Source organism: Anatilimnocola aggregata (assembly GCF_007747655.1).
Lineage (GTDB): Bacteria > Planctomycetota > Planctomycetia > Pirellulales > Pirellulaceae > Anatilimnocola > Anatilimnocola aggregata.
In genome coordinates, this window is record NZ_CP036274.1 from 1,961,321 (window position 1) to 1,981,187 (window position 19,867).

The 19,867-nt window shown below is 57.9% G+C and carries 12 protein-coding genes, 1 tRNA gene and 1 riboswitch; of the genes, 6 read left to right on the forward strand and 7 right to left on the reverse strand.

What is annotated here, in order from left to right; translation table 11 throughout:
- Window position 1: 1 nt before the first annotated feature.
- On the reverse strand, window positions 2-1,813 hold the full coding sequence (locus ETAA8_RS07695) for an ABC-F family ATP-binding cassette domain-containing protein (protein ID WP_145087186.1): 1,812 nt from the start codon (window positions 1,811-1,813) through the stop codon (window positions 2-4).
- Window positions 1,814-2,064: 251 nt separating this feature from the next.
- Between ETAA8_RS07695 and ETAA8_RS07700 the strand changes: the two genes are divergently transcribed.
- A complete protein-coding gene (locus ETAA8_RS07700; RefSeq protein WP_145087187.1) occupies window positions 2,065-2,532 on the forward strand; it encodes a thiol-disulfide oxidoreductase DCC family protein in 468 nt (155 codons plus the stop codon).
- A 397-nt stretch (window positions 2,533-2,929) separates the two neighbouring features.
- Window positions 2,930-6,550 (forward strand): protein kinase domain-containing protein, encoded by a 3,621-nt coding sequence (locus tag ETAA8_RS07705; RefSeq protein WP_145087188.1) that lies wholly within the window; start codon window positions 2,930-2,932, stop codon window positions 6,548-6,550.
- A 201-nt stretch (window positions 6,551-6,751) separates the two neighbouring features.
- Here ETAA8_RS07705 and ETAA8_RS07710 read toward each other — a convergent pair whose 3' ends face one another.
- Together ETAA8_RS07710 and ETAA8_RS07715 are read right to left on the reverse strand one after the other, a co-directional pair.
- Entirely contained in the window at window positions 6,752-8,020 is a 1,269-nt protein-coding gene (locus tag ETAA8_RS07710) for a serine/threonine-protein kinase (RefSeq protein WP_145087189.1), read from the reverse strand.
- A gap of 160 nt (window positions 8,021-8,180) precedes the next feature.
- A complete protein-coding gene (locus ETAA8_RS07715; RefSeq protein ID WP_145087190.1) occupies window positions 8,181-9,176 on the reverse strand; it encodes a hypothetical protein in 996 nt (331 codons plus the stop codon).
- Window positions 9,177-9,321: 145 nt separating this feature from the next.
- Window positions 9,322-9,508: riboswitch (cobalamin riboswitch) on the forward strand.
- A gap of 32 nt (window positions 9,509-9,540) precedes the next feature.
- Between ETAA8_RS07715 and ETAA8_RS07720 the strand changes: the two genes are divergently transcribed.
- The 3 genes from ETAA8_RS07720 to ETAA8_RS07730 all read left to right on the forward strand — a co-directional run bounded on the left by ETAA8_RS07720 (window position 9,541) and on the right by ETAA8_RS07730 (window position 13,818).
- Window positions 9,541-11,559 (forward strand): TonB-dependent receptor plug domain-containing protein, encoded by a 2,019-nt coding sequence (locus ETAA8_RS07720; RefSeq protein ID WP_145087191.1) that lies wholly within the window; start codon window positions 9,541-9,543, stop codon window positions 11,557-11,559.
- Window positions 11,560-11,874: 315 nt separating this feature from the next.
- Window positions 11,875-12,282 carry a hypothetical protein gene (locus ETAA8_RS07725; RefSeq protein ID WP_145087192.1) on the forward strand — a complete coding sequence of 136 codons (408 nt, stop codon included), beginning with the start codon at window positions 11,875-11,877 and terminating at the stop codon, window positions 12,280-12,282.
- Between the two features lie 876 nt (window positions 12,283-13,158).
- Entirely contained in the window at window positions 13,159-13,818 is a 660-nt protein-coding gene (locus ETAA8_RS07730; RefSeq protein ID WP_145087193.1) for a 3-keto-disaccharide hydrolase, read from the forward strand.
- 839 nt (window positions 13,819-14,657) lie between these two features.
- Here ETAA8_RS07730 and ETAA8_RS07735 read toward each other — a convergent pair.
- Window positions 14,658-16,250 carry a M20/M25/M40 family metallo-hydrolase gene (locus tag ETAA8_RS07735; protein ID WP_145087194.1) on the reverse strand — a complete coding sequence of 531 codons (1,593 nt, stop codon included), beginning with the start codon at window positions 16,248-16,250 and terminating at the stop codon, window positions 14,658-14,660.
- A gap of 317 nt (window positions 16,251-16,567) precedes the next feature.
- Here ETAA8_RS07735 and ETAA8_RS07740 point away from each other — a divergent pair.
- A tRNA-Ser gene (locus ETAA8_RS07740) sits at window positions 16,568-16,656 on the forward strand.
- A 209-nt stretch (window positions 16,657-16,865) separates the two neighbouring features.
- Here ETAA8_RS07740 and ETAA8_RS07745 read toward each other — a convergent pair.
- The 3 genes from ETAA8_RS07745 to ETAA8_RS07755 all read right to left on the reverse strand — a co-directional run bounded on the left by ETAA8_RS07745 (window position 16,866) and on the right by ETAA8_RS07755 (window position 19,662).
- Window positions 16,866-18,080 carry a tyrosine-type recombinase/integrase gene (locus ETAA8_RS07745; RefSeq protein WP_145087195.1) on the reverse strand — a complete coding sequence of 405 codons (1,215 nt, stop codon included), beginning with the start codon at window positions 18,078-18,080 and terminating at the stop codon, window positions 16,866-16,868.
- Between the two features lie 6 nt (window positions 18,081-18,086).
- Window positions 18,087-18,377, reverse strand: coding sequence for a helix-turn-helix domain-containing protein (locus ETAA8_RS07750; protein ID WP_145087196.1), 291 nt, complete (start codon window positions 18,375-18,377; stop codon window positions 18,087-18,089).
- Between the two features lie 118 nt (window positions 18,378-18,495).
- Window positions 18,496-19,662: a hypothetical protein gene (locus ETAA8_RS07755; protein WP_145087197.1), complete on the reverse strand. Its 1,167-nt coding sequence runs from the start codon at window positions 19,660-19,662 to the stop codon at window positions 18,496-18,498.
- Window positions 19,663-19,867 lie beyond the last annotated feature (205 nt).

Genomic DNA, 19,867 nt, shown 5'->3' on the forward strand with positions numbered 1-19,867 from the left:
GCTACGACAGCACATCTTCCAATTGCGTTTGCAACTCGAACCAGCGGAGCTCGGTATCGGCCAGTTGCATGGTCAGGGCGGTCACTTCGTTGTGCAGGCGCAGCGCTTCTTTGGGATCGGTCGAGACCTGCAGCTTCGCATTCGTTTCCTTCTTTTCGCCGTCGAGTTTGGCGATGGCTCGCTCGAGGATGGTCATTTCCTTGCGAATTTCGCGCTCGTTCCGCTTCGGCACTGCTGGAACTGCCTTGGCTTTTTCGGCGGACTTCGGAGCAGCTGCTGTCGAACCCGAAGCCAGCGACTTCGCTGCCTTCGCTTCCCGCTCGCCGGCTTCGATTTCTTTGTTCACATAGTACAGATAGGCTTCGTAATCGCCGCGATAGTTCACCACATGACCATCGCGAACTTCGATGATGCAGGTCGCAACGCGGCTCATGAAGTGGCGATCGTGGCTGGTGAAGATCACCGTCCCCTTATAGTCGATGAGCGCCTGCGCTAGCGCTTCGACCGTGTCGACGTCCAAGTGGTTGCCCGGTTCGTCGAGAATCAAAATGTTGTATTGGCTGAGCAACAGGCCAGCCATGCAGAGACGGGCCCGCTCGCCACCGGAGAGAACCGAAACCTTCTTCTTGACTGCTTCGCCGCGAAACAGAAGCGCGCCGGCCACATCCAAAATCTGTTGCGTCTTGGTCCCCGACGCGGCGTTGTATTCCAGATAGTCGAGCACCGTTTGCTTTTCATTCAAGCTGGTGTACACGTGTTGGGCATAAATGCCCACCTGGCAGTTGTGTCCCCACTTCACTTCGCCGGCCAGCGGTTCGAGCGAATCGACCAGCGAGCGGAGGAAGGTCGTCTTGCCTTGGCCGTTATCGCCGACGATTGCAGCCCGCGAACCGTGCTCGATTTCAACATCGATGTCCTTGGCAATCACACGGTCGGGATAACCGATCGACAACCCGCGGCAGCGAACGGCGGGCCCCTTCTTCGGCTCCACGATCGGCGCGCGAATGTTGGCCGTCGGCTCATCGCTGGCAATCTCCGTGACTTCCAGTTTTTCGAGTTGCTTGCTCTTCGATTTGGCCCGCGTGGCCGTGCTCGCGCGGGCTTTGTTCTTGGCGATGAATTCTTCCAGCTGCTTGCGCTTGGCGAGGACCGAGACATTCGTCCGCTTGTCGTGCTCCAGCTTCTCGGCCTGATAGGCCAGGAAGTCGTCGATCTTGCCGGGATAGACAGTCAACTTGCCGCGCGCCAGGTCGAGCGTGTGGCCGCAGGTCGCTTTCAAGAACGCGCGATCGTGCGAGACGATCAAACAGGCTTCGCGAAAATCGCGCAAGAAGTGTTCGAGCAAGATCTGCGTGCGCAAGTCGAGGAAGTTCGTCGGTTCGTCGAGCAGCAGCAAGTTCGGTTCGTGCAGCAGCAGGGCCGCCAGTTTCACGCGAGTCTGCCAACCGCCCGAAAGTTTCGCCACCGGCCCTTCCAGATACGAACCCTTCAGTTCGAACTGCCCGGCAACTTCGCCACATTTCCAATCGGGCTGGCCACTGTCGCGCATTAGGAACTGCAGTGCCGATTCGTTGGGTTCGAACGGATCATGTTGCCGCAAATAGCCGATGCGCAACCGCGGGTGACGAATGACCTCGCCCCGGTCGAGTTCTTCTTCGCCCAGGATGACGCGCAGCAGCGTACTCTTGCCGGCCCCGTTGCGGCCGACAAACCCGACCTTCTCGTCGTCGGTAATCGTCGCCTCGGCACCATCGAGCAGCACCTGGTCGCCGTAACTCTTAAACGCGTTACGAATCTGCAGCAGCACAGCCATCGTCAACAATCCCTCAATCGCCTCTTCGCAGCCAAAAACCCATCGTAGGCAGGGGGCGAAAAGTGGTAAAGGCGGTTAACGGCGATTGGCTCAGCTGCTGGCCGATGGCTATCTCTTTCCACAGTAACACTTTGCGATGTTCTGGTAGCTTGATTCAGGGGCAGTTGTCCGGACCCAAAGTTTGCGGTTCAAGTGGTAGAATAGAAGTGTGCTGCCCGACACCGCCTGGAATTGCTGAATCGGATTCCGCCATGACTGCCACCGTTACCGCCCCTGAACAAACCCGCCCGCTGCCAGCCGATCACCTGCCGACCCCCGCCGAGTTGCCCCACGCGGCCGTGGTCATTTACGACGGCCACTGCAAGTTCTGCTCGGGACAGGTGAAGAACCTGCGCCGCTGGGATGGCCGCAACCGGCTCGCATTCATTTCGCTGCACGACCCGGAAGTCGCTCGCCGCTGGCCCGATCTGACACACGACATGCTCATGGAGCAGATGTATCTCATCGATCCCCAAGGCAACCGCTATGCCGGGGCCGCTGCCTTTCGCTACCTCTCCCGTACCTTGCCTGTGCTCTACGCACTGGCCCCGCTAATGCACATTCCCTTTAGCGCGCCCGTCTGGCAGTTCTTCTATCGCCAGGTCGCCAAGCGCCGCTACCTGCTGGGTAAGACCACCGACAGCTGCGACGACGGCGCGTGCAAGGTTCATTTTAAGTAAGGCTCTCGCTGTAGGGTGGGCCGATTAGATTAGGAGACCCGCAGCGTCAGCGAGGAGCGCGTTGCATTGAGTAATGCAAATAGCCCGACGCGTCAGCGAGGGGAGCTCAAAAACAACCGTTCGTCGTAGCGGAACGCGATAACAGAATAGCTCCCTCGCTCACGCGTCGGGCTACCTAAAAGGGGAGCTCAAAAACAACCGTTCCTCGTCGCGGAACGCGATAACAGAATAGCTCCCTCGCTCACGCGTCGGGCTACCAAAAAAATCGCGAGATTTTTGTTACAACATGCGGTTTTATATTAGCTTGAATGGTCATCCTTAAAGTCTTTTCGGTCCCCGCCCACTTTCACTTGTTCGCCGTCCGCTGACGAATTAAAATCCCTCCAAAGGGGATACTATGCCTGTCAGCCTGGAGCAGTATTTGGGGCGGATTGCGGAAAGTGGCCTGATCGCCGAAACCGAGCTGCGCGAGTTCCTCTCCTCCCTCGCCGCAGCGAAACAACCGCAAGACGCCGAACAATTTGCGCGCGAACTAGTGCGCGCTAAAAAACTCACTCCCTATCAAGCCCAGCAATCCTATCAGGGCAAAGGGAAGTCGCTCGTGCTCGGCAACTATGTCGTGCTCGATAAACTGGGCCAAGGGGGCATGGGCATGGTCCTCAAGGCCGAGCATCGCCGCATGGAGCGCGTCGTGGCGCTCAAAATCCTTTCCCCCGCCGTCACCAAGACTCCGGAAGTCCTCAAGCGCTTTCAGCAGGAAGTGAAAGTCGCCGCCCGGCTGACGCATCCCAACATTGCGACAGCCTACGACGCCGACGTGGCCGGCAATACGCACTTTCTGGTGATGGAATATGTCGAAGGGAGCGACCTGGCCTCGCTCGTTGCCAAAGAGGGGCGACTCTCGGTACCCAGGGCGGTGAACTACATCCTGCAAGCGGCCCGCGGTCTCGCCTACGCGCATGGCGAAGGAGTGATTCACCGCGATATCAAACCGGCCAACCTGCTGCTCGATAAAAAAGGGACTTTGAAAATTCTCGATATGGGTTTGGCCCGCATCGAAGACCCCAGCCAGGCTGGCCTGACCCAATCGGGCGAAGTAATGGGCACGGTCGACTACATGGCCCCCGAGCAGGCGCTCGATACTCGCCGCGCCGATGCCCGCGCCGATATCTATAGCCTCGGCTGCACGCTCTATCGCCTGCTGACTGCCGAGAACATGTTCGAGGGCGAAACGATGGTGCAAAAGCTGATGGCCCATCAGCAGAAGCCCATCCCCAATCTCACCGCCATCCGCGCTGACGTCCCCGCCGCGCTCGCCAGCCTCTTCGCCCGCATGGTCGCCAAGAAGCCCGAAGACCGCTACCAAACGATGGCCGAGGTCGAAGCCGACCTGGCCGCGCTCGCCAGTTCGCCAGCCACGGCCAATAGCAACATTCTTTCGGACTCCGCGACCAGCGGCAGCTTAGGGAGTTTTTTGCAATCGATGGCCAGCGGCGGTAGCGGCAAGTCGATCGGTCCATCACCGGCGGCCACAACCAAGGGAAAACTACCGACCCCAGTCGCCCCTGTTGCGCTCGCTGGCACTGATTCCAGCAGCATCTTGAGTGAAGCGACCATCGCCATCTCGCCCGCTTCCGATAACAAACTCGCCGGGACCATCGCCCAAGGGCAGGTTGCCGTCGAGTTCGATACCATCGCTGGCCACACGGTGTCCATGATTGCCACTCCCACTCCAAAGCCTAAGCCAAAGCCGAAAGGGAAGAACAAGTCTGTCCAACTGCAGATTCGCGTACTCCTGATCGCTGCAGGTTTTGCCGCGCTGGCGCTCTCTGCTCTGGGTGTGTGGGTGATTGTCAAAAACAAGGACGGGCAAGAAATCGCTCGTCTCAAAGTGCCTGAGGGATCGACAGCAACGGTAACTAAGAAACCGTCGAAGAAGCCAGCGTCGACGAGCAAGGGCGCGAGCACAACGCCATCTTTCCTCCCTCCGACAACTTCTGACGCACCCATGTCGGCCGCCGATCAGCAGGAACGCGAAATTGCCGAATGGCTGATCAAGACAGGCAGCAGCGTTCAAATTAGGAACGCAGCCAACCTTGGCAGCACTATCAAAGTAGTTAGGGACCTGCCTCAAACGCCCTTTTATATTGACGTAATTAATCTCACGAAGCCCGACGGATTTTCTAAAGCAGATGCCGAAAAACTGGCAAAGGCCGCAAGGCTGACGACGATCTACGCGACCAACACAACTTTTCAAGCCGGATCGATTGCCGCTCTGAAAAATGCGCCCAAACTGAGAACCCTTTCGCTTGTCGCCAGCGGTTCGCAAGCGAGTCCTCAGCAGTTGCAGGAAGTGCTGGAAGTTAAGCAACTGAAGAGTCTGAGCCTCGTGGGCTCGGCGGCAACCGATGACGTCGTCTCTCGCCTCGGTCAACTGCCGAATCTGGAACGACTAGATCTACAAGGATCTAAAGTCTACCGCGACCAAGGTATTGAACTGCTCGCGAAGAGTCCGCCCCAGCGATTGGTGTATCTGAACCTAAAAGGCAGCAAAATCGGACGCGCCGGTGTCAAAGCGATAGCGACGCTTCCTGCCTTAGAAGAACTGGGGCTGGAAGAAACTGGCGTTGATGATGAATCGTTGCAGGAACTAATCGCCTCCCCGCTGATTGCAGTGGCGCTGAAGTACAGCAATGTTTCGCGGGAAGGGGCAACCAAATTAAACCAAGCAACTAACTGCCAGATCACGGGACTACCAAGTCAAATGCCCGATTTGTATCGCAGTCAAGCGTATCGTCAGGCTATTCGTCATTTGCAGCAGCGCGGATACCAACTCTCGCAGCGGTCGGGACTAAGCCCGTCGCGCCTTACGGCAACGCCGGTGCCCGACGATACGATCGTTGCCATCTGCGACGTTTCCATGGAGACGCTGCCGGCCGATATTGACGACGACCTGAAAGCTATCTCCCAATTCAGAGACTTATCACATTTTTGGTCTCGCAATTACGTGCCGCCTAGTGTCTTGAACGTGCTTGCGGAACTTCCGGCATTGAGGTTTATCAATCTGCAGGGTGCAAAGGATGCAGAAATTTGGAAATGGAAATCGCGTGACAAATTCAAGACGGTCGGAATCGCGATCTCAAATGATGATGTGCTCCGAGAACTGTTGAACTTGCCGAGTCTGCACTACCTGGCGTTACGCAATGACACCGTACTTAGCCAGGAGGCGTTTAATCTGCTTTCAGGTGCCAAGCACTTGAGAACGGTTGCTGGCCACACGCGTTACCGCGATCATCTGCAGAAGCTCGCGAACGAGCGGCCGGAAATGCAAGTCAGGGCGGAACCAGACACACTTTTGCCCCAAACCCCGGAGCAACAAGCGACCGCAACACCAATTCTCAAGCCTCTTCCCCTTAGAATCCTTCCTCCACCGCCCCTAAAACTTGAGCCTGGATTTGTCCCACTCTTCGATGGCGAGTCGCTCGCTGGCTGGCAGGGTTCACTCGAAGGCTTTCGCGCCAATCGCGGCAGCCTGGAGTGCAGTGAGACTCACGACCGGAAAATCTATACGACCAAGGAATACAGCGATTTCATCCTGAAGTTTGAATATCAGGGAACTCCGGGTGTCGATGGTGGTGTCGCAATCCGGATGCGACTCGATGGCGGGCCAGCCTTTGATGGCCTCGAGATGCAAATTCTTGATGAAACGGCCGAGGAATTTGCCGGCATTAATCCTCACCAGCGGTCAGGTGGAATTTGGGGAGTGGTGGGCCCATCCCAGGATCACCTGAAACCGCTGGGCGAATGGAACGCTTGCGAAATTACTGCCCAAGGGAGGCAAGTGAAGGTTGTCTCCAACGGCATTGAGATCGTAAACCTAAACTTGGACAAGGTCACCTATCCTACGCCCGACGGCAAAGATCACCCAGGTTTGAAGCGAACAATTGGTCACATTTGCATTTGGAATCACATTAACAATGTGACTTACCGCAACCTGCAAATCAAAGAGCTGAAGTAGAGTACGCCGGAACAGCGCGGAGCAAACGCTTATTTCCCTGCCTGCCAAGCGTGGCGCCCCTCAAGCAGAGGGTGTTGAATAAGTCGGTGACTTATTCAACAGCAGGTGTCGTAACTCTCGGGAATGGCACGCCCGAGTGTTGATAAAGTCGACCCATTTATCAACGAGTACGCTAAAAACGGATTCACTCCTACGTCAGAGCTAGCGCTGGGCGAGGGTGACAAGGACGATCAGGAACGCTAGGACCGCGACGGCGACGATGCCGGCGATGATGGCGGTGCGGTTGAACGTGGCTTCGGAGGTTTCGCTCAGGGCGCTCACGACTTCGGCGGCGCTGGCCGGTCGATCTGCCGGCTTCTTGGCCAGCAGCTTTTGAAAGAGCGTGTCGAGCCAGACGGGGATCTCGGAATTGCTTTGCCGCAGCGAGGGAATTGGGGACTGCTGGTGGGCCATGATCTTGGCCATGGCATTCTTTTCGTTGTAAGGCGGCCGCCCCGTGAGCAAGTAGTGGAGCGTGCAGCCGAAGGAGTAAAGATCGGCGCGGCCATCGACGTTGTGCGAATCGGCTGCCTGCTCGGGGGCGATGTAATCGGGAGTGCCGAGCGTTTCGCCCATGACGGTCAGGTTGCGATCGCGGCCGGCGAGGAACGCGCGGGCGTCGTCTTCGAGCGCCATCGTCAGGTTGGCGATCTTTAGATTCCCCTGCACGCTGACGAGGACGTTCTGCGGCTTGAGATTGCGGTGGACGATCCCCTTCGAGTGCAAATGCGCCAGGCCATCGGCAATGCGGCGGGCTGTTTCGATGGCGACAGGAACCGCCAGCGGGCCGTGCTCGTTGACGACGCGACCAAGGTCGGCACCACCGACGTATTCAAAGGCGAGAAACGAGCGACCCTGCACTTCGCCCAATTCATAACTGGCGACGACGTGCGGATGTTGGATGTTCTTGGTCAGTTCGAACTCGCGCTTCATCCGCTTCATAAAGTCGGGCAGTTTGGCGAGTTCTTTGGGAACGACCTTCAACGAGACGATCAGGCCATCGCTGCGGCGCTGGGCTTTATAAATGGCCCCAGTGCTGGCGTTGGAAATCATCGTCAGGATTTCGTAGTTGCCAAACTGGTTCCCCTTGCTGGCCGGCGCTTCTTCAGCTGGCGACAACTTGGCTTCGGCCTGCATGGCCTTCTCGCCGCTGACGGCCGCCTTGAGCATGGCGTCGTAGGCTTTTTTGCGCGGCGGATCGGAGAGCATGACCCGCGCCGACGACAACTCGTTGAGCACTCGCTGAGCGATCACGCCGTTCGGGCCACCGGCAAACGAGCGGACGTGCATCATCTGCCGATCGGCAGCCGAGTTGATGACGTCGACGTCCCCCTCCAGCTCTTTCAGCCCCAGCAGGCGATAAAAATTAGCGGGCTGCTCTTCCGGCGGAATGGAGAGCCATTTGTAGTACGGATCGAAGGTGGTGGTCACTCGGCAGGGCTCCAGCGAACTCGATTCAGCGCAGTAAGCGCAAGGCAGTCTTGAGAGGTAGCGTCAGGGTAATCATCACGCGGAAGCGCTGCAATCGTCCTGCGGCAGAAGGGGTGCGGTCACAGACAGGATGCCTATGCCACGAGGGAGAAAGGAACGGCTACGGCGCTTCCACCACTTCGAAGGCGGAGCCTTTGATCTTGCGCAGTTCGTCGTGCAGGACCGGAATCCGCTCATCGGGCGCACAGCTGAGGGCCCATTCGATGCCGTTATCGGCGACGAGCATGCCGTGCTTCTTCAGCCCTTTGAGAATGGCCTGCACCGGCGGGCTGAATTTGGAGATGTCGTAGTCGGCCTTCAGGCGCAGACGTTCGCCCATGCGCGGCAAGTTGGGATCGGTCTTGCGACTGGCATAGTGCGTGGCGGGCGAAACATAAGCCTTACGAGAATTGCGCACCGTCACGCGCATGGCATGATTGACCATGCCGGCCTGCAGTTCGTCATAGCGAATGATCGCAGGAAAAATCGGCAGCCCCGCGGCATCGCTGCTGGTCCAGCCGTCGGGACGGAGGTCGTTGGTCTTGAGGTTGAAGGTCGCTTCGCAGGCTGCTTGCCAGCCGCCATCGACCTTTTTCATTTGATAGAACTCGTACAGCATCATGGCTGCTGGATCGACGACGATGGCGTGCCGGTCGCCACCTTGATCGAGCTTGTCGCGCTGCACGTCGTCGAGCGAAAGCCGCTTCAGGTCGTCTTCGCGTTTGAAGTGCGCGGGCCAACCTTCAATCGGCACGTTCGCGGGAATTGGAAATGGTCCCTTGTCAGACTCATCGGGGTACGAGACTACTTTCAAATCGACGCGCGGCTGATTGGGCGGCACGAGGATGTAGGCCATGTCTGGGTTATAGCGCAGCGGTTTCTCGTTGCCGATCGAGGCGACAATGGCCGCGCTGTTCTTGTGCACCGGCCATTTCGAAACGTCGGCATTCCACGGATTGTCCTTGGGCATGATCTGTAGCTGCGAGACGATCGCGTCGGCCTCTTTCGTATCGAACATCACCGGCTTGGTGAGCGTTGGAGTTTGAGCGGAAACGCCAGCAACGCAGCTGAGTGCCGCGATGTAAGCAACAAGCGCAAAACCGAGTGGGCGTGACATCGAGCGAAGCTCCGCGGGCGAGGGAAGAAGCCGAGAGGCGGAAAACATCGTAGCAGGTCGCTAGCAGCAGGCAAAATTTGCGAAATCGGAATCATCCCTACGACCGGTGCCATCCGATTAATCGTTACAGGTTCTCAGCGAAACGTAACACGGGGGGTGGTACGTCGCTGGGAATTGCTGCCGGTGTCAGGGAAGCGGAGTGCAATGCTCCCGCCGCCCCGCGACTGTATGGGTGACGAACGCCAACGAAGCCACTGACTGCACACGCGGTTGGGAAGGCGGCTAGTAGGACGAACCCGAGCCAGGATATCTGACCCGCGCGGCCCGAAGTCACATCATTTTCCCGTGGGGGGAAGAGGACATCATGCTTTGGCCAATTCGGCCGCGCACGCGAGACGGCTCGCTGCGCATCAGCGCGCTTCCAACAGCGCCGCTGCCGTTCGTTTGTTTTGCTTGGCTCTTGTGCTGCGCGGCAGCTGTCGCCCAAGAGCAGTCCGGCGAGTTTCAACCGCCGTTGCCAGAAGTCCCAGTTTCTCAGCAGCCAGCGGAGCTTGCTCCGCAAGTCTTGCCAGAGACGCAGGTGCAAGGGGAACTAAGCAGCTTTCCGGCGGAGCCTTTGCCGGCCAGCGACGTCATCGCGCCAACACGCACGCCGCAGCCCATCTCGGAGAACGCGAGTTCGATCACCGTGATCACGCGCGAACAGATCGAACAGAGCGGTCAGGTCAACGTGGCTGAAGTGTTGCGCGGCACCCTCGGTGTCGACGTGGTGCGCCAAGGTGGCCCCGGCGGTTTGACGAGCGTTTTCATGCGCGGTGCAAACTCGCAACATACGAAGGTGCTGCTCGATGGCATTTCGCTGAACGACCCGAGCAATGCCTCGCGCTTGTTCGACTTCAGCACGCTCAGTACCGACAACATCGAACGGATCGAAGTCCTGCGCGGGCCGCAGAGCATGGCCTATGGCAGCGATGCGATCGGCGGCGTCATCAACATCATCAGTCGCCGCGGTCAGGGTCCGCTCAGCGTGCGGGCAGGTGCGCTCGGGGGGAGTTTCAAAACCGGTCAGACCAGCGTCAACGTGCAAGCCGGCGATGAGAATGCTTATTACTCGGTCACCGGTTCGTTTCTCTCGACCGGCGGCATCTCGGCCGCGAGTGCGCGGGTCGGCGGCGTCGAGCACGATCAGTTCAATCTCGGCACCATGACGGGACGCATGGGCTGGAACGTTACGCCCGATCTGAATATCGACTACGTCTTTCGCGCTGCGGAAGGAACCGCAGCCGTCGACGACTTCGACTTTCTGACGGGACTGCCGGTCGACAACCTGATTCGCAAGAACGCAACGAACACGTTCGCCAATCGGATTCAACTCAGCTGGACCGGGCCGGAAGATCAGTTTCAGCACAAGCTGGGGTTCAACGTCAACAACGTCGAACGCAAAGATAGCGACCCGGGGTTTTCGCCCGCGCGGTTTCACGGTCAAACTCGCGAAGTCGACTACCTGGCCAGTCTCGTCGTAGTGCCGACCAACACGATTAACGTCGGGGCCAACTACCTGGCCGAAGATGCCTTCACCAGCGACAACACCCTGCAGTCGCAATTTGTGAAGGGAGTGTTCATTCAAGATCAGTTTCAACTGTTCGATCGCTTTTTCGGCACCGCCGGTGCGAGGTGGGATGAAACGAGCCGCGCCGGCCCCGCGCAGACGTATCGCGTGACCGGTCTCTACCGCATCGACGAGACGAACACCGGCATTCACGGCACCATCGGCACCGGCTTTCGTCAGCCCGCGCTGGCCGAAAACTTGTTTCAGTTTGGCAATCCCAACCTGCGCCCCGAAAAGAGCAAGGGCTGGGATGTCGGCGTGCGGCAAGGGATTTGGGACGACGTGATTTGGGCCGATGCCACTTATTATCGCAACGACTTCGTCGACCTGATCGTGTTCGACTTCAACACGTTCAGCTTGGAGAATGTCGGGCTCGCCCGCAGCAGCGGCGTGGAGCTCAACATGTTCGCCATGCTGACCGATAACCTGGTCGCGAACGTCTCCTACACGCTCGACGATACGTTGAACCTGGAAACCGGTATGCAGCTCCTGCGCCGGCCGCGCGAGAAGTGGAATCTGTCCCTCACGCGCAGCTGGTATGAAGGTCGCGGCGCGGCGACGCTGTCGTTTCAGCACTACAGCAACCGCCTCGATACCGGCAATATTTTTCTGCCGAGCTACTCGCTGCTGAATCTGTCGGGCAATTGGCGGATGACCGACCGCCTGGAGTTCGTCGGGCGCTTCGACAACCTGGCCAACACCGAGTATGAAGAGGTCCGCGGCTACGGCACGCCCGGCTTCGGCGCGTACGGCGGGTTTAATGTGTATTGGTAGGGGGCTGGTGGCTGGGGGCTAGGAACTAGGAGCTGGGAACTGGGGCGGGGGGAGAGGAGTTGGCTGGGGCGCTAGTCGGCCACTGACCGCCCAGTAGCTGCCGACATACCTCGTCACGTTGAACGTCGCTCGAACAATTCTCGCCCCCGGGCCTGCCCCGGGGGTTCATTGGCTTGTGCACTACTTCGCGGCAGTGGCGGGGCTTTTTTGTGCGCGGGTAGAATTGGGAAATGCGAGCTACGTCGCAACAACTGGAATTCGTGGTGCTTGCCACTCTCGCGGAAGCTTTGAGCACGTGTGCGGGAGAGATACGAAATGTGGCTAGCTGAGATCGCATCGATGTTTCGGCACATTTTCAATTGGCCGCCATCGGTCAACGGGTTGGTTGATCGATACTTCCAGCCCGGGGATAGATCCACTGCCAAGGGCTTCTATCAAAACTGGCATGACTCGCGTTATCTGCATGTTCAGCTTGGCGATGGGCTACACGATTTCAGCAAAGATGGTTTCTATGCTGCCTGCTGGGTTGTCTTCCTGTGGCCGCCATTTGAGGCCGACGATTACCTGGTGCTGGCGACTGACGCAGAGAAAGACACCGGTTCGGTAGCAATGTGTATTGCCACAGGCCAAATCGTTTATGAATATTCAGGAAGCACCGTTGAACTTGCCGTTAGTTTTACGGACTTCATTCAGCAACTGAGGGCTGGCGGATGGAGCGGGTAGGTGTCAGGCGGGCCCTTTTTGCGAGCGGGTAGGATGGCGAGCATGAATGACAAAACGAGTGCCACCTTAGTCTTTATCGCCCTTCTGTTGCTCTACGTGGGGAGCTATTGCGCGCTGGTCGAGCCTGGATCGGCGGGAGTGATTGTGAGGAATGGAATCAGCCGACCAATTGAACACTACCGTCATTTCAACAACCTTGCAGCAATGGCATTTTGGCCCTTGGAGAAGCTTGACCGAAAGCTAAGGCCCGACTCTTGGCCCGTGTCACCTTTGAAGATAGAAATCAACACACGGCCCCCACGTCAGCCGCAACCTGCCACAGAACCTTCGACACTGTTACCTGGCTAGTCGTCGTCGAGTCCAACGTTCACTGTTCGCCCACGGCCTGCCCCGGGGGTTCACTGGCTTGTGAACTAGCTTCGCGGCAGGTAGCGCAAAAACCAATAAACCCCCGCCGCGGGGTCGGAGGCGATTGTTGCGTAAGGGTAGAATACCGCGATGGAAACGACGAACCCTTATGAATCGCCACAAGAACCGAGTGCGCCGATTTCATCACAACGTCGCTGGCTGCGGTGGTGGATGGTCGTTCCTGCGGTAATTGTGCTTTGGCTGGTGCTAGAGGTGATCTTAGTAGAATTCCTGCGATCACAAAGCCGCATCAAGGGCGATCCACCCGTCGACACATCCTCGCCGTCAGAACATTGACCTTTCAATCCCGACAGACTGATCAGTGCCGATGAACTTCGCTCGAACGAATCTCGCCCCCGGGGGCGGTTGTTGTGCGCGGGGCTACTCATCTTGTTTCTGGCGAGGCGGCTATCCAGAATGAGCGTTCCTCCCCGAACATCCCGCCCATCGAATGAAGGACTGAAGAACATGCGATTGCAATTGAATCGAACCTGGCTGAGTGGACTCGTGATCGTGGCTGCTGGTGCCTTGTGCAGTGTGGCCGCGGCCGCTGACGAAGGCTTTGTCAGCCTGTTCGATGGCAAAAGCCTCACGGGCTGGCAAGGCGCGGTAACGGGTTACGTGGTCGAAGACGGCGCGATCGTGTGCGATCCCAAGAAGGGTGGCTTCCTCTATACCGACAAAGAATACGGCGACTTCGTCCTGAAGCTCGAGTTCCAGCTGACGCCCGGCGCGAACAACGGCATCGGCATTCGCACGCCGATGAAGGGTGACCCCGCTTACGTCGGTATGGAACTGCAAGTGCTCGACGACACCTCGGACAAGTACAAAAACCTGCAGCCCTATCAATATCACGGCTCGATCTACGGCGTGGTGGCCGTCAAGCGTGGCCACCAGAAGCCCGTGGGCGAGTGGAACGCGCAGGAGATTACGGTGAAGGGGAAGCACGTCAAGATTGTGCTCAATGGCGAGACCATCGTCGATGCCGACATCGAAAAGGCAAGCACGCCCAAAACCCTCGACGGCAAGAATCACCCCGGCCTGCTCAACGAGAAGGGGTACATCTGCTTTTGCGGCCACGGCGCGAAAGTCGCCTTCCGCAATATTCAGCTGAAAGAGCTGAAGTAAACGAAGTGCCGGTATCGAAGACGAACTGATTCCGCGGCCCGTTTCTTCACGGGCCGGAATGTGCAGAGGTCCGCAGCGACGGTGCCTGGGTAGGGTGGGCCGAAACGCGCTATCGGCATCGCAATCTCGCTAGACTTAGCCGCGATGAGGCCCACCAAGAGGGAACGCAGCGTATCCAATCTCTCGGGCCGCGAAAGCGCTATCGATGACCTGGATTGCAGCTCATTCTCGCCTCCAATTTTGTTGGGCGCTTTCGCGGAACGCGAGACTGCCACCCTTCCAGACCTCCTTGGTGGGCCTCGTCGCTGGAAACTCAATTGCCATAGACAGGACCACTGGCGCGACGTCGGCCGCACCCTACGTGGAACAGCAAGATTGGTTACAAATTCTGCCCACTCGTGACCAGACGTGTCACGCCGCTTCGTAAAATAGTCTGGCGGAGTTCTTTGGAATCTTGGTGAAAAATAAACAAACAGCACAGTGCAAATGCGCATTGTGTGACAATCGAATTAGCAATTACTGATTCGTTTTTAATGCAAGAATGATCGCCGTTGGCCTTGTTTGCAGCGCTCTGCCCCGACGGTCGGATTCTGTCTTTTGGGCCTGTAAACAGGCGTTTTCCCCTGCGGAATTCCGGAAATTGAATTTGGAAACTTTCCGGACGTTTTCGACGTAAGCCGAATCGCGACAAGGCCTTTTATGTTTCGCTGTAAATGGAATTATGGAAATTTCCTCGGCCGTGTTGGCGGCTAAAAACCCATTTTTCACAGCCCGAAACGGAGCCGGCGAACGGGGAAATGCTCACCCTTCCGCCCACTGATGTTTTGCCCGGCGAGCAACTACTGCGGCTGGGGAGCGCGGCCGGAAGGGAGCGGTTCGATCCGCACGGTTTGCAACTTTCCAGTCCGCTCGACCAGGAAATTGAGAGGAGCTTCGGCCGTCGAGAGGAGGCCCGAGAATTCGGCTCCATTGGCGAACGATTGGCCGTTGAGGGCGTAGATGCGGTCCTTCAGTTTCAGGCCGCCGACATCGGCTGCTGAGCCGGGGACGATCTGGCTGAGGAGCATCACGCCGGGTTCGCCGTCATCTTCGCGCCACGTGATGCCGACGCGGATCGGGGCACCGGCGGGATTCACTTTCAGTTCGAGCGGCAGCTCTTCGCCGGCTCGCTTCACTTCGAAAATGCACTCGCCGGCCGAGGCCAGCAGTTGCAGGCGGAACAGCTGCTCGTCAGGCACTGGCTGGCCGTTGTAAGACAGGAGTTGGTCGCCGACCTTCATTCCTGCCTGGTCGGCGGGCGAGCCGGGAGTGATCGAGGTGATGATCGTGGGGGCGTCTTTGGCAATTCGCCAGCTAACGCCGAACCGCGGCTGGCTCGCGCGAGCGGGCTGTTCCTTTTGTAGTTGAACTTCTGGCGACTCGCGCTTTGAAAGTTCGCGGAAGGGAGTCGCGGAATCGGCATTGGCCAGTTCAATGAGCGTGAGCGTCATCAGGCGGCTGACTTCGCGAATGCCATCGACGTTGAGCAGGTGGGTGTCGTCGCTGGGGCGATGGTAGTTGTCGTGCAGGCCGGTGTGGAACATCAGCGTGGGAATGCTGCGGGCATAGAAGGGCCAATGGTCGCTGTCTTCCTTCATTTTCCAAGTGAAGTCGAGATTGAGCCCGACATGTTGATTCTGTTCGCTGACCAACCGGCGCAAGCCAGCTGCGGTGCGCGAGCCGTAGATCTCGACCCGTTCGTTGCGGAGGCGGCCGATCATATCGGCATTGATTTTGGCTTTGATGCGAGACAGTTCGACGGTGGGAGTCGAGAGCCAGTAGCGCGAGCCGATCAGCCCGGCTTCTTCGGCATCCCAGAGGGCGAACATGATGCTGCGACGTGGACGAACGGGCAATAGATTCAGCCCTTCGGCGACTTCGAGCAAACCGGCGACGCCGCTGGCGTTGTCGTCGGCCCCGTTGTGAATCAAGCCGAATGGACCGTAGCTGTTGCCGGGGCGGCCGTAGCCAACGTGGTCGTAATGGGCACCGATGATGATTACTTCGTGCTTGAGTTTTTCATCACTCCCTTCCATCATTCCCAAGATGTTTCGCGAAGAAACGCGAAAACCTTGAAAGAAGGTGTCTTTATCGCCAGCCGGCTGCAGCTTGAGTTCGGCGAACCGCTGGGCCAGGTAGTTGCCCGAGGCGTGTCCGCCGCGGCTGCCAGCCTCACGACCTTCGAAGGTGTCGTCTGCCAACACGTCGACGAGTTCTTTGAGTTCTTCCTTGGTAATGGAGTCAGCAGCCATAAGGGCGGCGGCTTTCGCCCGAGCGTCTTCGGCCTGAATTGGCGGCAAACCAGCGAACTCCAACCCCACCGTGGCCGCAGCTGCGAAAAATGCCCGCGCCGCGAACCTGTGCCAATTCCCCGGAGTCTTGCGGATGGTCATGCGTGATTTCCTTGGCGGAATTGTAGACGTGGGGTGCTGAAGGAGCGAGTTGGGGGGAAATGCCGCCGGTGAGCGATATACCGGTCCTAATCGAGATTTCGGAAAGTCCACGAACAGCCAATGACAAATTCCCCACCGGCAGACTAATCCGCACGGCTTGCAGGGAACGGGAAGTTCAGTAAAAATTACCCAGCAGGCAAACGCAACCCACTTTAAGCCCCACTGCTGAAAAGCCTTGGCGCTGCGTGGCCCGTGTGCCGATAGAGTTACGACGATCAACCGGTGCCATCATTCATCGGCCGGAATCGTTACCACCTGGAGAGGTGGCTGAGTGGTCGAAAGCGTCGGTTTGCTAAACCGATGTACGGGTTAAACCGTACCGCAGGTTCGAATCCTGTCCTCTCCGCTTGTCTTGAAAACGCTCGCCGTAAATCGCTTTAACAAAGGCACTTACGGCGAGCGTTTTGTCTTTGTCCCAGTCACTGGGACAAGAACTGGGACAAAATAAAGTCCAGCTGCCAAGGTTTGATACCTGCTGGCACCGTACTTTGTCCCACTCGTCAGGGAGGTTCTCCTTTCGTTGCCGAGGCTATTACCAACGCCGGGTTACCAAAACTAACTACCGGTCCGACTTTCGGCCCGGTCCAAAAACCGAATTTGGTTCATCTTTCGCTGGGCATCCTCACCACGCAGGTGACGGTAGTGCTCGACCATCTTCGAGTCCGCGTGCCCCAGCCATTCTTTGATCTCACCTTCCGACGCGCCGCCTAGGAAGCACTGACTGCAAAAATAATGGCGGAAGCTATGCAGCCTGCCATGCTCAAAGCCAATCTCTCCCTGCGGTGTCGGGAACTTGGTTTGCAATGGTTCGATGACGTGCTTGATGAACTGCTCCAAGACGTTGCGAGCGAGCACCCGGCCGCCGAGCGCAGCATGGAAGACAAATCCATCAGGCTTTCGAGCTAGACCGACCAGCAGGGTGCGGAGTTCGGGGTGGATTGGAATCGTTCTTGAACGCCGACCCTTCGTCGTGCGAGCAGAGCCTGCTTGGCGCTTGAAGCGGCTGGACCGCTCATCAGCGACGCGTATCATCCCCGCTTCAAAGTTAACGTCTGTCCAGCGTAGCCCGGCTAGTTCGCTGATCCGCATTCCCGTGTGTGCCAGGCCGGTCAGCAGGTTGGCAAACCAGACCAACTTGCGATCTGCGCGACAATGTTCAACCATCGCCGTTACTTCCAGCGAGCTATAGCAGTACGTATCCGTGCCTTGTGGCTTCTTGAGCGGGAGGATCAGTTTGGCCAACGCCGGCAGAAGCTTGTGGTTGATCAGCCAGTTGTTGATCGACTTCAGGAGGGTTAGTTCCAGATAAACTGTTCGATCTGCCCACTTCTGAGACAGTCGTTTGCCGTACGCCCGCAGCGCTGCCTCATTGAATTCCGCCCAGGTTTCAATCCCGTGCTTCCGGCAATCTTCAACATGCTTATCGCGCACTGCGCCGTAGCGCTTGATCGTTTCCGGCGTCGCCCCGCCCATGACGTGATTGCTGTCGATCTCGTCGAGATACTGGCGCCAACCGTCAGCAATCGTCGGTGCGGCGCAGCCGTCGAGCGCAGCCGCAGAGATCAGTCCATGTTCAACCGCTTGTTGTTGATCTAACTGCTTCAGTCGCGTCAGGGCCTCTTCTCGATCACGTGTTCCGAGGGAGTGTTTGCCAAGTTGGTGCTTGTTGGTTCTACCATCGGCGTAGAAGACACCGTCCCGGCGAAAGAGCCGCCAAGTGAAGTGCTTGCATGAGATCGAAGCTGCTTGTTTTTCGGGTTTCTTGCCCATGATTGCTTATCCTTGTTTGGGAGCCTGGGTCCACTTCGGTCGCGGACCGGACAAGCGCCCCCCGTCGCCACCACTGGCGGCAGCGGGAGCGCTTGGCCGGTCCAGTTGGGGAGTGGCCATCAGCTCGATGGCATTGATAGGGAAAAGAAGTTTGCCCCCTTTGCCAGCGGGCTGGATAAAAGGGATTTTGCCGGCATCTTTCAGCCGGTGGATCGTCGACGACGATAGCCGCGAGATTGCGATAAACTCTTGCAGCGTGAGGTGTTGCGGTGCCGCTGGCGTTGAGCCGTCGGACATGATGAATGCGCCTGCGCACTGGGAGCGAGTGTGATGTCCCCGACACACCGGGAACCCACTTCTTCCCGTTACCAAATAGCGTGGGCGCTAATTTTTGGCGCTCGTTGCAGAAAACGAGCTACAGAGATTCGTCGCGGCGCGAGCGGAGTGCTGCGATTAAGGCATGGGTGTCCTCAATTGATTGACCGCCATCAGAAAACAGCTCGCTGCAGATCTGCTCATCCGAATAGCCGCGTTCTAGGAGCGACTGAATGTCGAGCTGCAACTCAACCCAACTTAGGTCTGATTCGGTAATTCCGACGCCCGCCAAAAACTGCGGATCGTCAGGTTCGCGACGACCTGGCAGCAACACGCTCTCCGCAGCTGGCCGCAAATTGCGGCTTCGCCATGGTCGCCGCATCGCGAGGCGTGAAACCTGGTCCGCAGTCGCGAATTTGAGACCTCCGAATAGGCGAATCCAAAGCTCCGGTCGATACTCGTGTCCCGTCAGATGTCGGAATGCGGAACGATAACGATTAGCAATCGTGTTGATGGAGCCCGCCTGCAGTAGAGCAGCAATTTCCTGCAGCTTCATTTCGCGGTCCCCATGGTACTCGCCAGCGTGCCAACCTTCCCGCAAATCCCAGACCTCCAGATACTCTCTCAGTTTGTCGTCCCGCCGCCTGCTCTCGGTGATGCCGCGCTCATCCTTCCACTGCCGCACCAAGTTCTCGATCGCTTCGGTGATCGCTCGCTGGGGTGACTGAAGATTGATGCTGACGATGGGTGCCTCGGGAAATGAATTCCATTCTTCGCCGGGCAATTCCGATAAGCGTTCGTGAATCGCCGACATTCGCTCGCGATCCGTCGCTTCAAACTCGGCTGATTCGTTCAGCAAACGGCCAAATTGAGATCGTTGAGCCTTGGGTAATGCAATGAGCAACATGTGAGCCAGCGTCCGCAACATTGCTGGGGCCACTGCTCCCCCTACCCAACCTCCAGCAATCGAGCCATATCCGAGCGCTGTGATTTCATCCCGTGGATCTGGGGGCGGCACGTTTGGCGCGACATTGATCGCGTTCAGAACCAGCGTTGCGACCTGCTGACAAAATCGCTCTGCATCGTCATGACTCGGCGATTCTCGAAATGCGCGAGCGGCTCTCCAGCACAGCAGGTAGTACGGATGGCGACGCGTGAATTCCCAGCGGTATTCGACGGGAAGTTCCAAAAAAGCATCAACGGAACGGAACAGCAAATGGCTAATTGAGTGGGCATCATCCGCTGGTTCCGCAGTCTCCTCGTTCATCGCAAACTCCATTTTTCATCGACCGACAGTTCCGGACTTCGCGGGTCGCGTGTGCTAAAACTTCACTACTCTATATCCACTTCATTATGACACGATTCTGCGAAGAATTCAGGTGCTGGCCTGCGCGGGCGCGTTTCAACGCGGCGCACCAAGCAAGGGCCGATAGCTATATTCTCCTCATCTTATTATGCGTACCATAACCGCG

What these genes read in the sequence shown, in the direction of transcription:
- ETAA8_RS07755 (WP_145087197.1), bottom strand. Translation starts at nt 19,662, where the DNA reads ATGAACGAGGAGACTGCGGAACCAGCGGATGATGCCCACTCAATTAGC.
- ETAA8_RS07745 (WP_145087195.1), bottom strand. Translation starts at nt 18,080, where the DNA reads ATGGGCAAGAAACCCGAAAAACAAGCAGCTTCGATCTCATGCAAGCAC.
- ETAA8_RS07700 (WP_145087187.1), top strand. Translation starts at nt 2,065, where the DNA reads ATGACTGCCACCGTTACCGCCCCTGAACAAACCCGCCCGCTGCCAGCC.
- ETAA8_RS07735 (WP_145087194.1), bottom strand. Translation starts at nt 16,250, where the DNA reads ATGACCATCCGCAAGACTCCGGGGAATTGGCACAGGTTCGCGGCGCGG.
- ETAA8_RS07695 (WP_145087186.1), bottom strand. Translation starts at nt 1,813, where the DNA reads ATGGCTGTGCTGCTGCAGATTCGTAACGCGTTTAAGAGTTACGGCGAC.
- ETAA8_RS07750 (WP_145087196.1), bottom strand. Translation starts at nt 18,377, where the DNA reads ATGTCCGACGGCTCAACGCCAGCGGCACCGCAACACCTCACGCTGCAA.
- ETAA8_RS07705 (WP_145087188.1), top strand. Translation starts at nt 2,930, where the DNA reads ATGCCTGTCAGCCTGGAGCAGTATTTGGGGCGGATTGCGGAAAGTGGC.
- ETAA8_RS07730 (WP_145087193.1), top strand. Translation starts at nt 13,159, where the DNA reads ATGCGATTGCAATTGAATCGAACCTGGCTGAGTGGACTCGTGATCGTG.
- ETAA8_RS07725 (WP_145087192.1), top strand. Translation starts at nt 11,875, where the DNA reads ATGTGGCTAGCTGAGATCGCATCGATGTTTCGGCACATTTTCAATTGG.
- ETAA8_RS07715 (WP_145087190.1), bottom strand. Translation starts at nt 9,176, where the DNA reads ATGTCACGCCCACTCGGTTTTGCGCTTGTTGCTTACATCGCGGCACTC.
- ETAA8_RS07720 (WP_145087191.1), top strand. Translation starts at nt 9,541, where the DNA reads ATGCTTTGGCCAATTCGGCCGCGCACGCGAGACGGCTCGCTGCGCATC.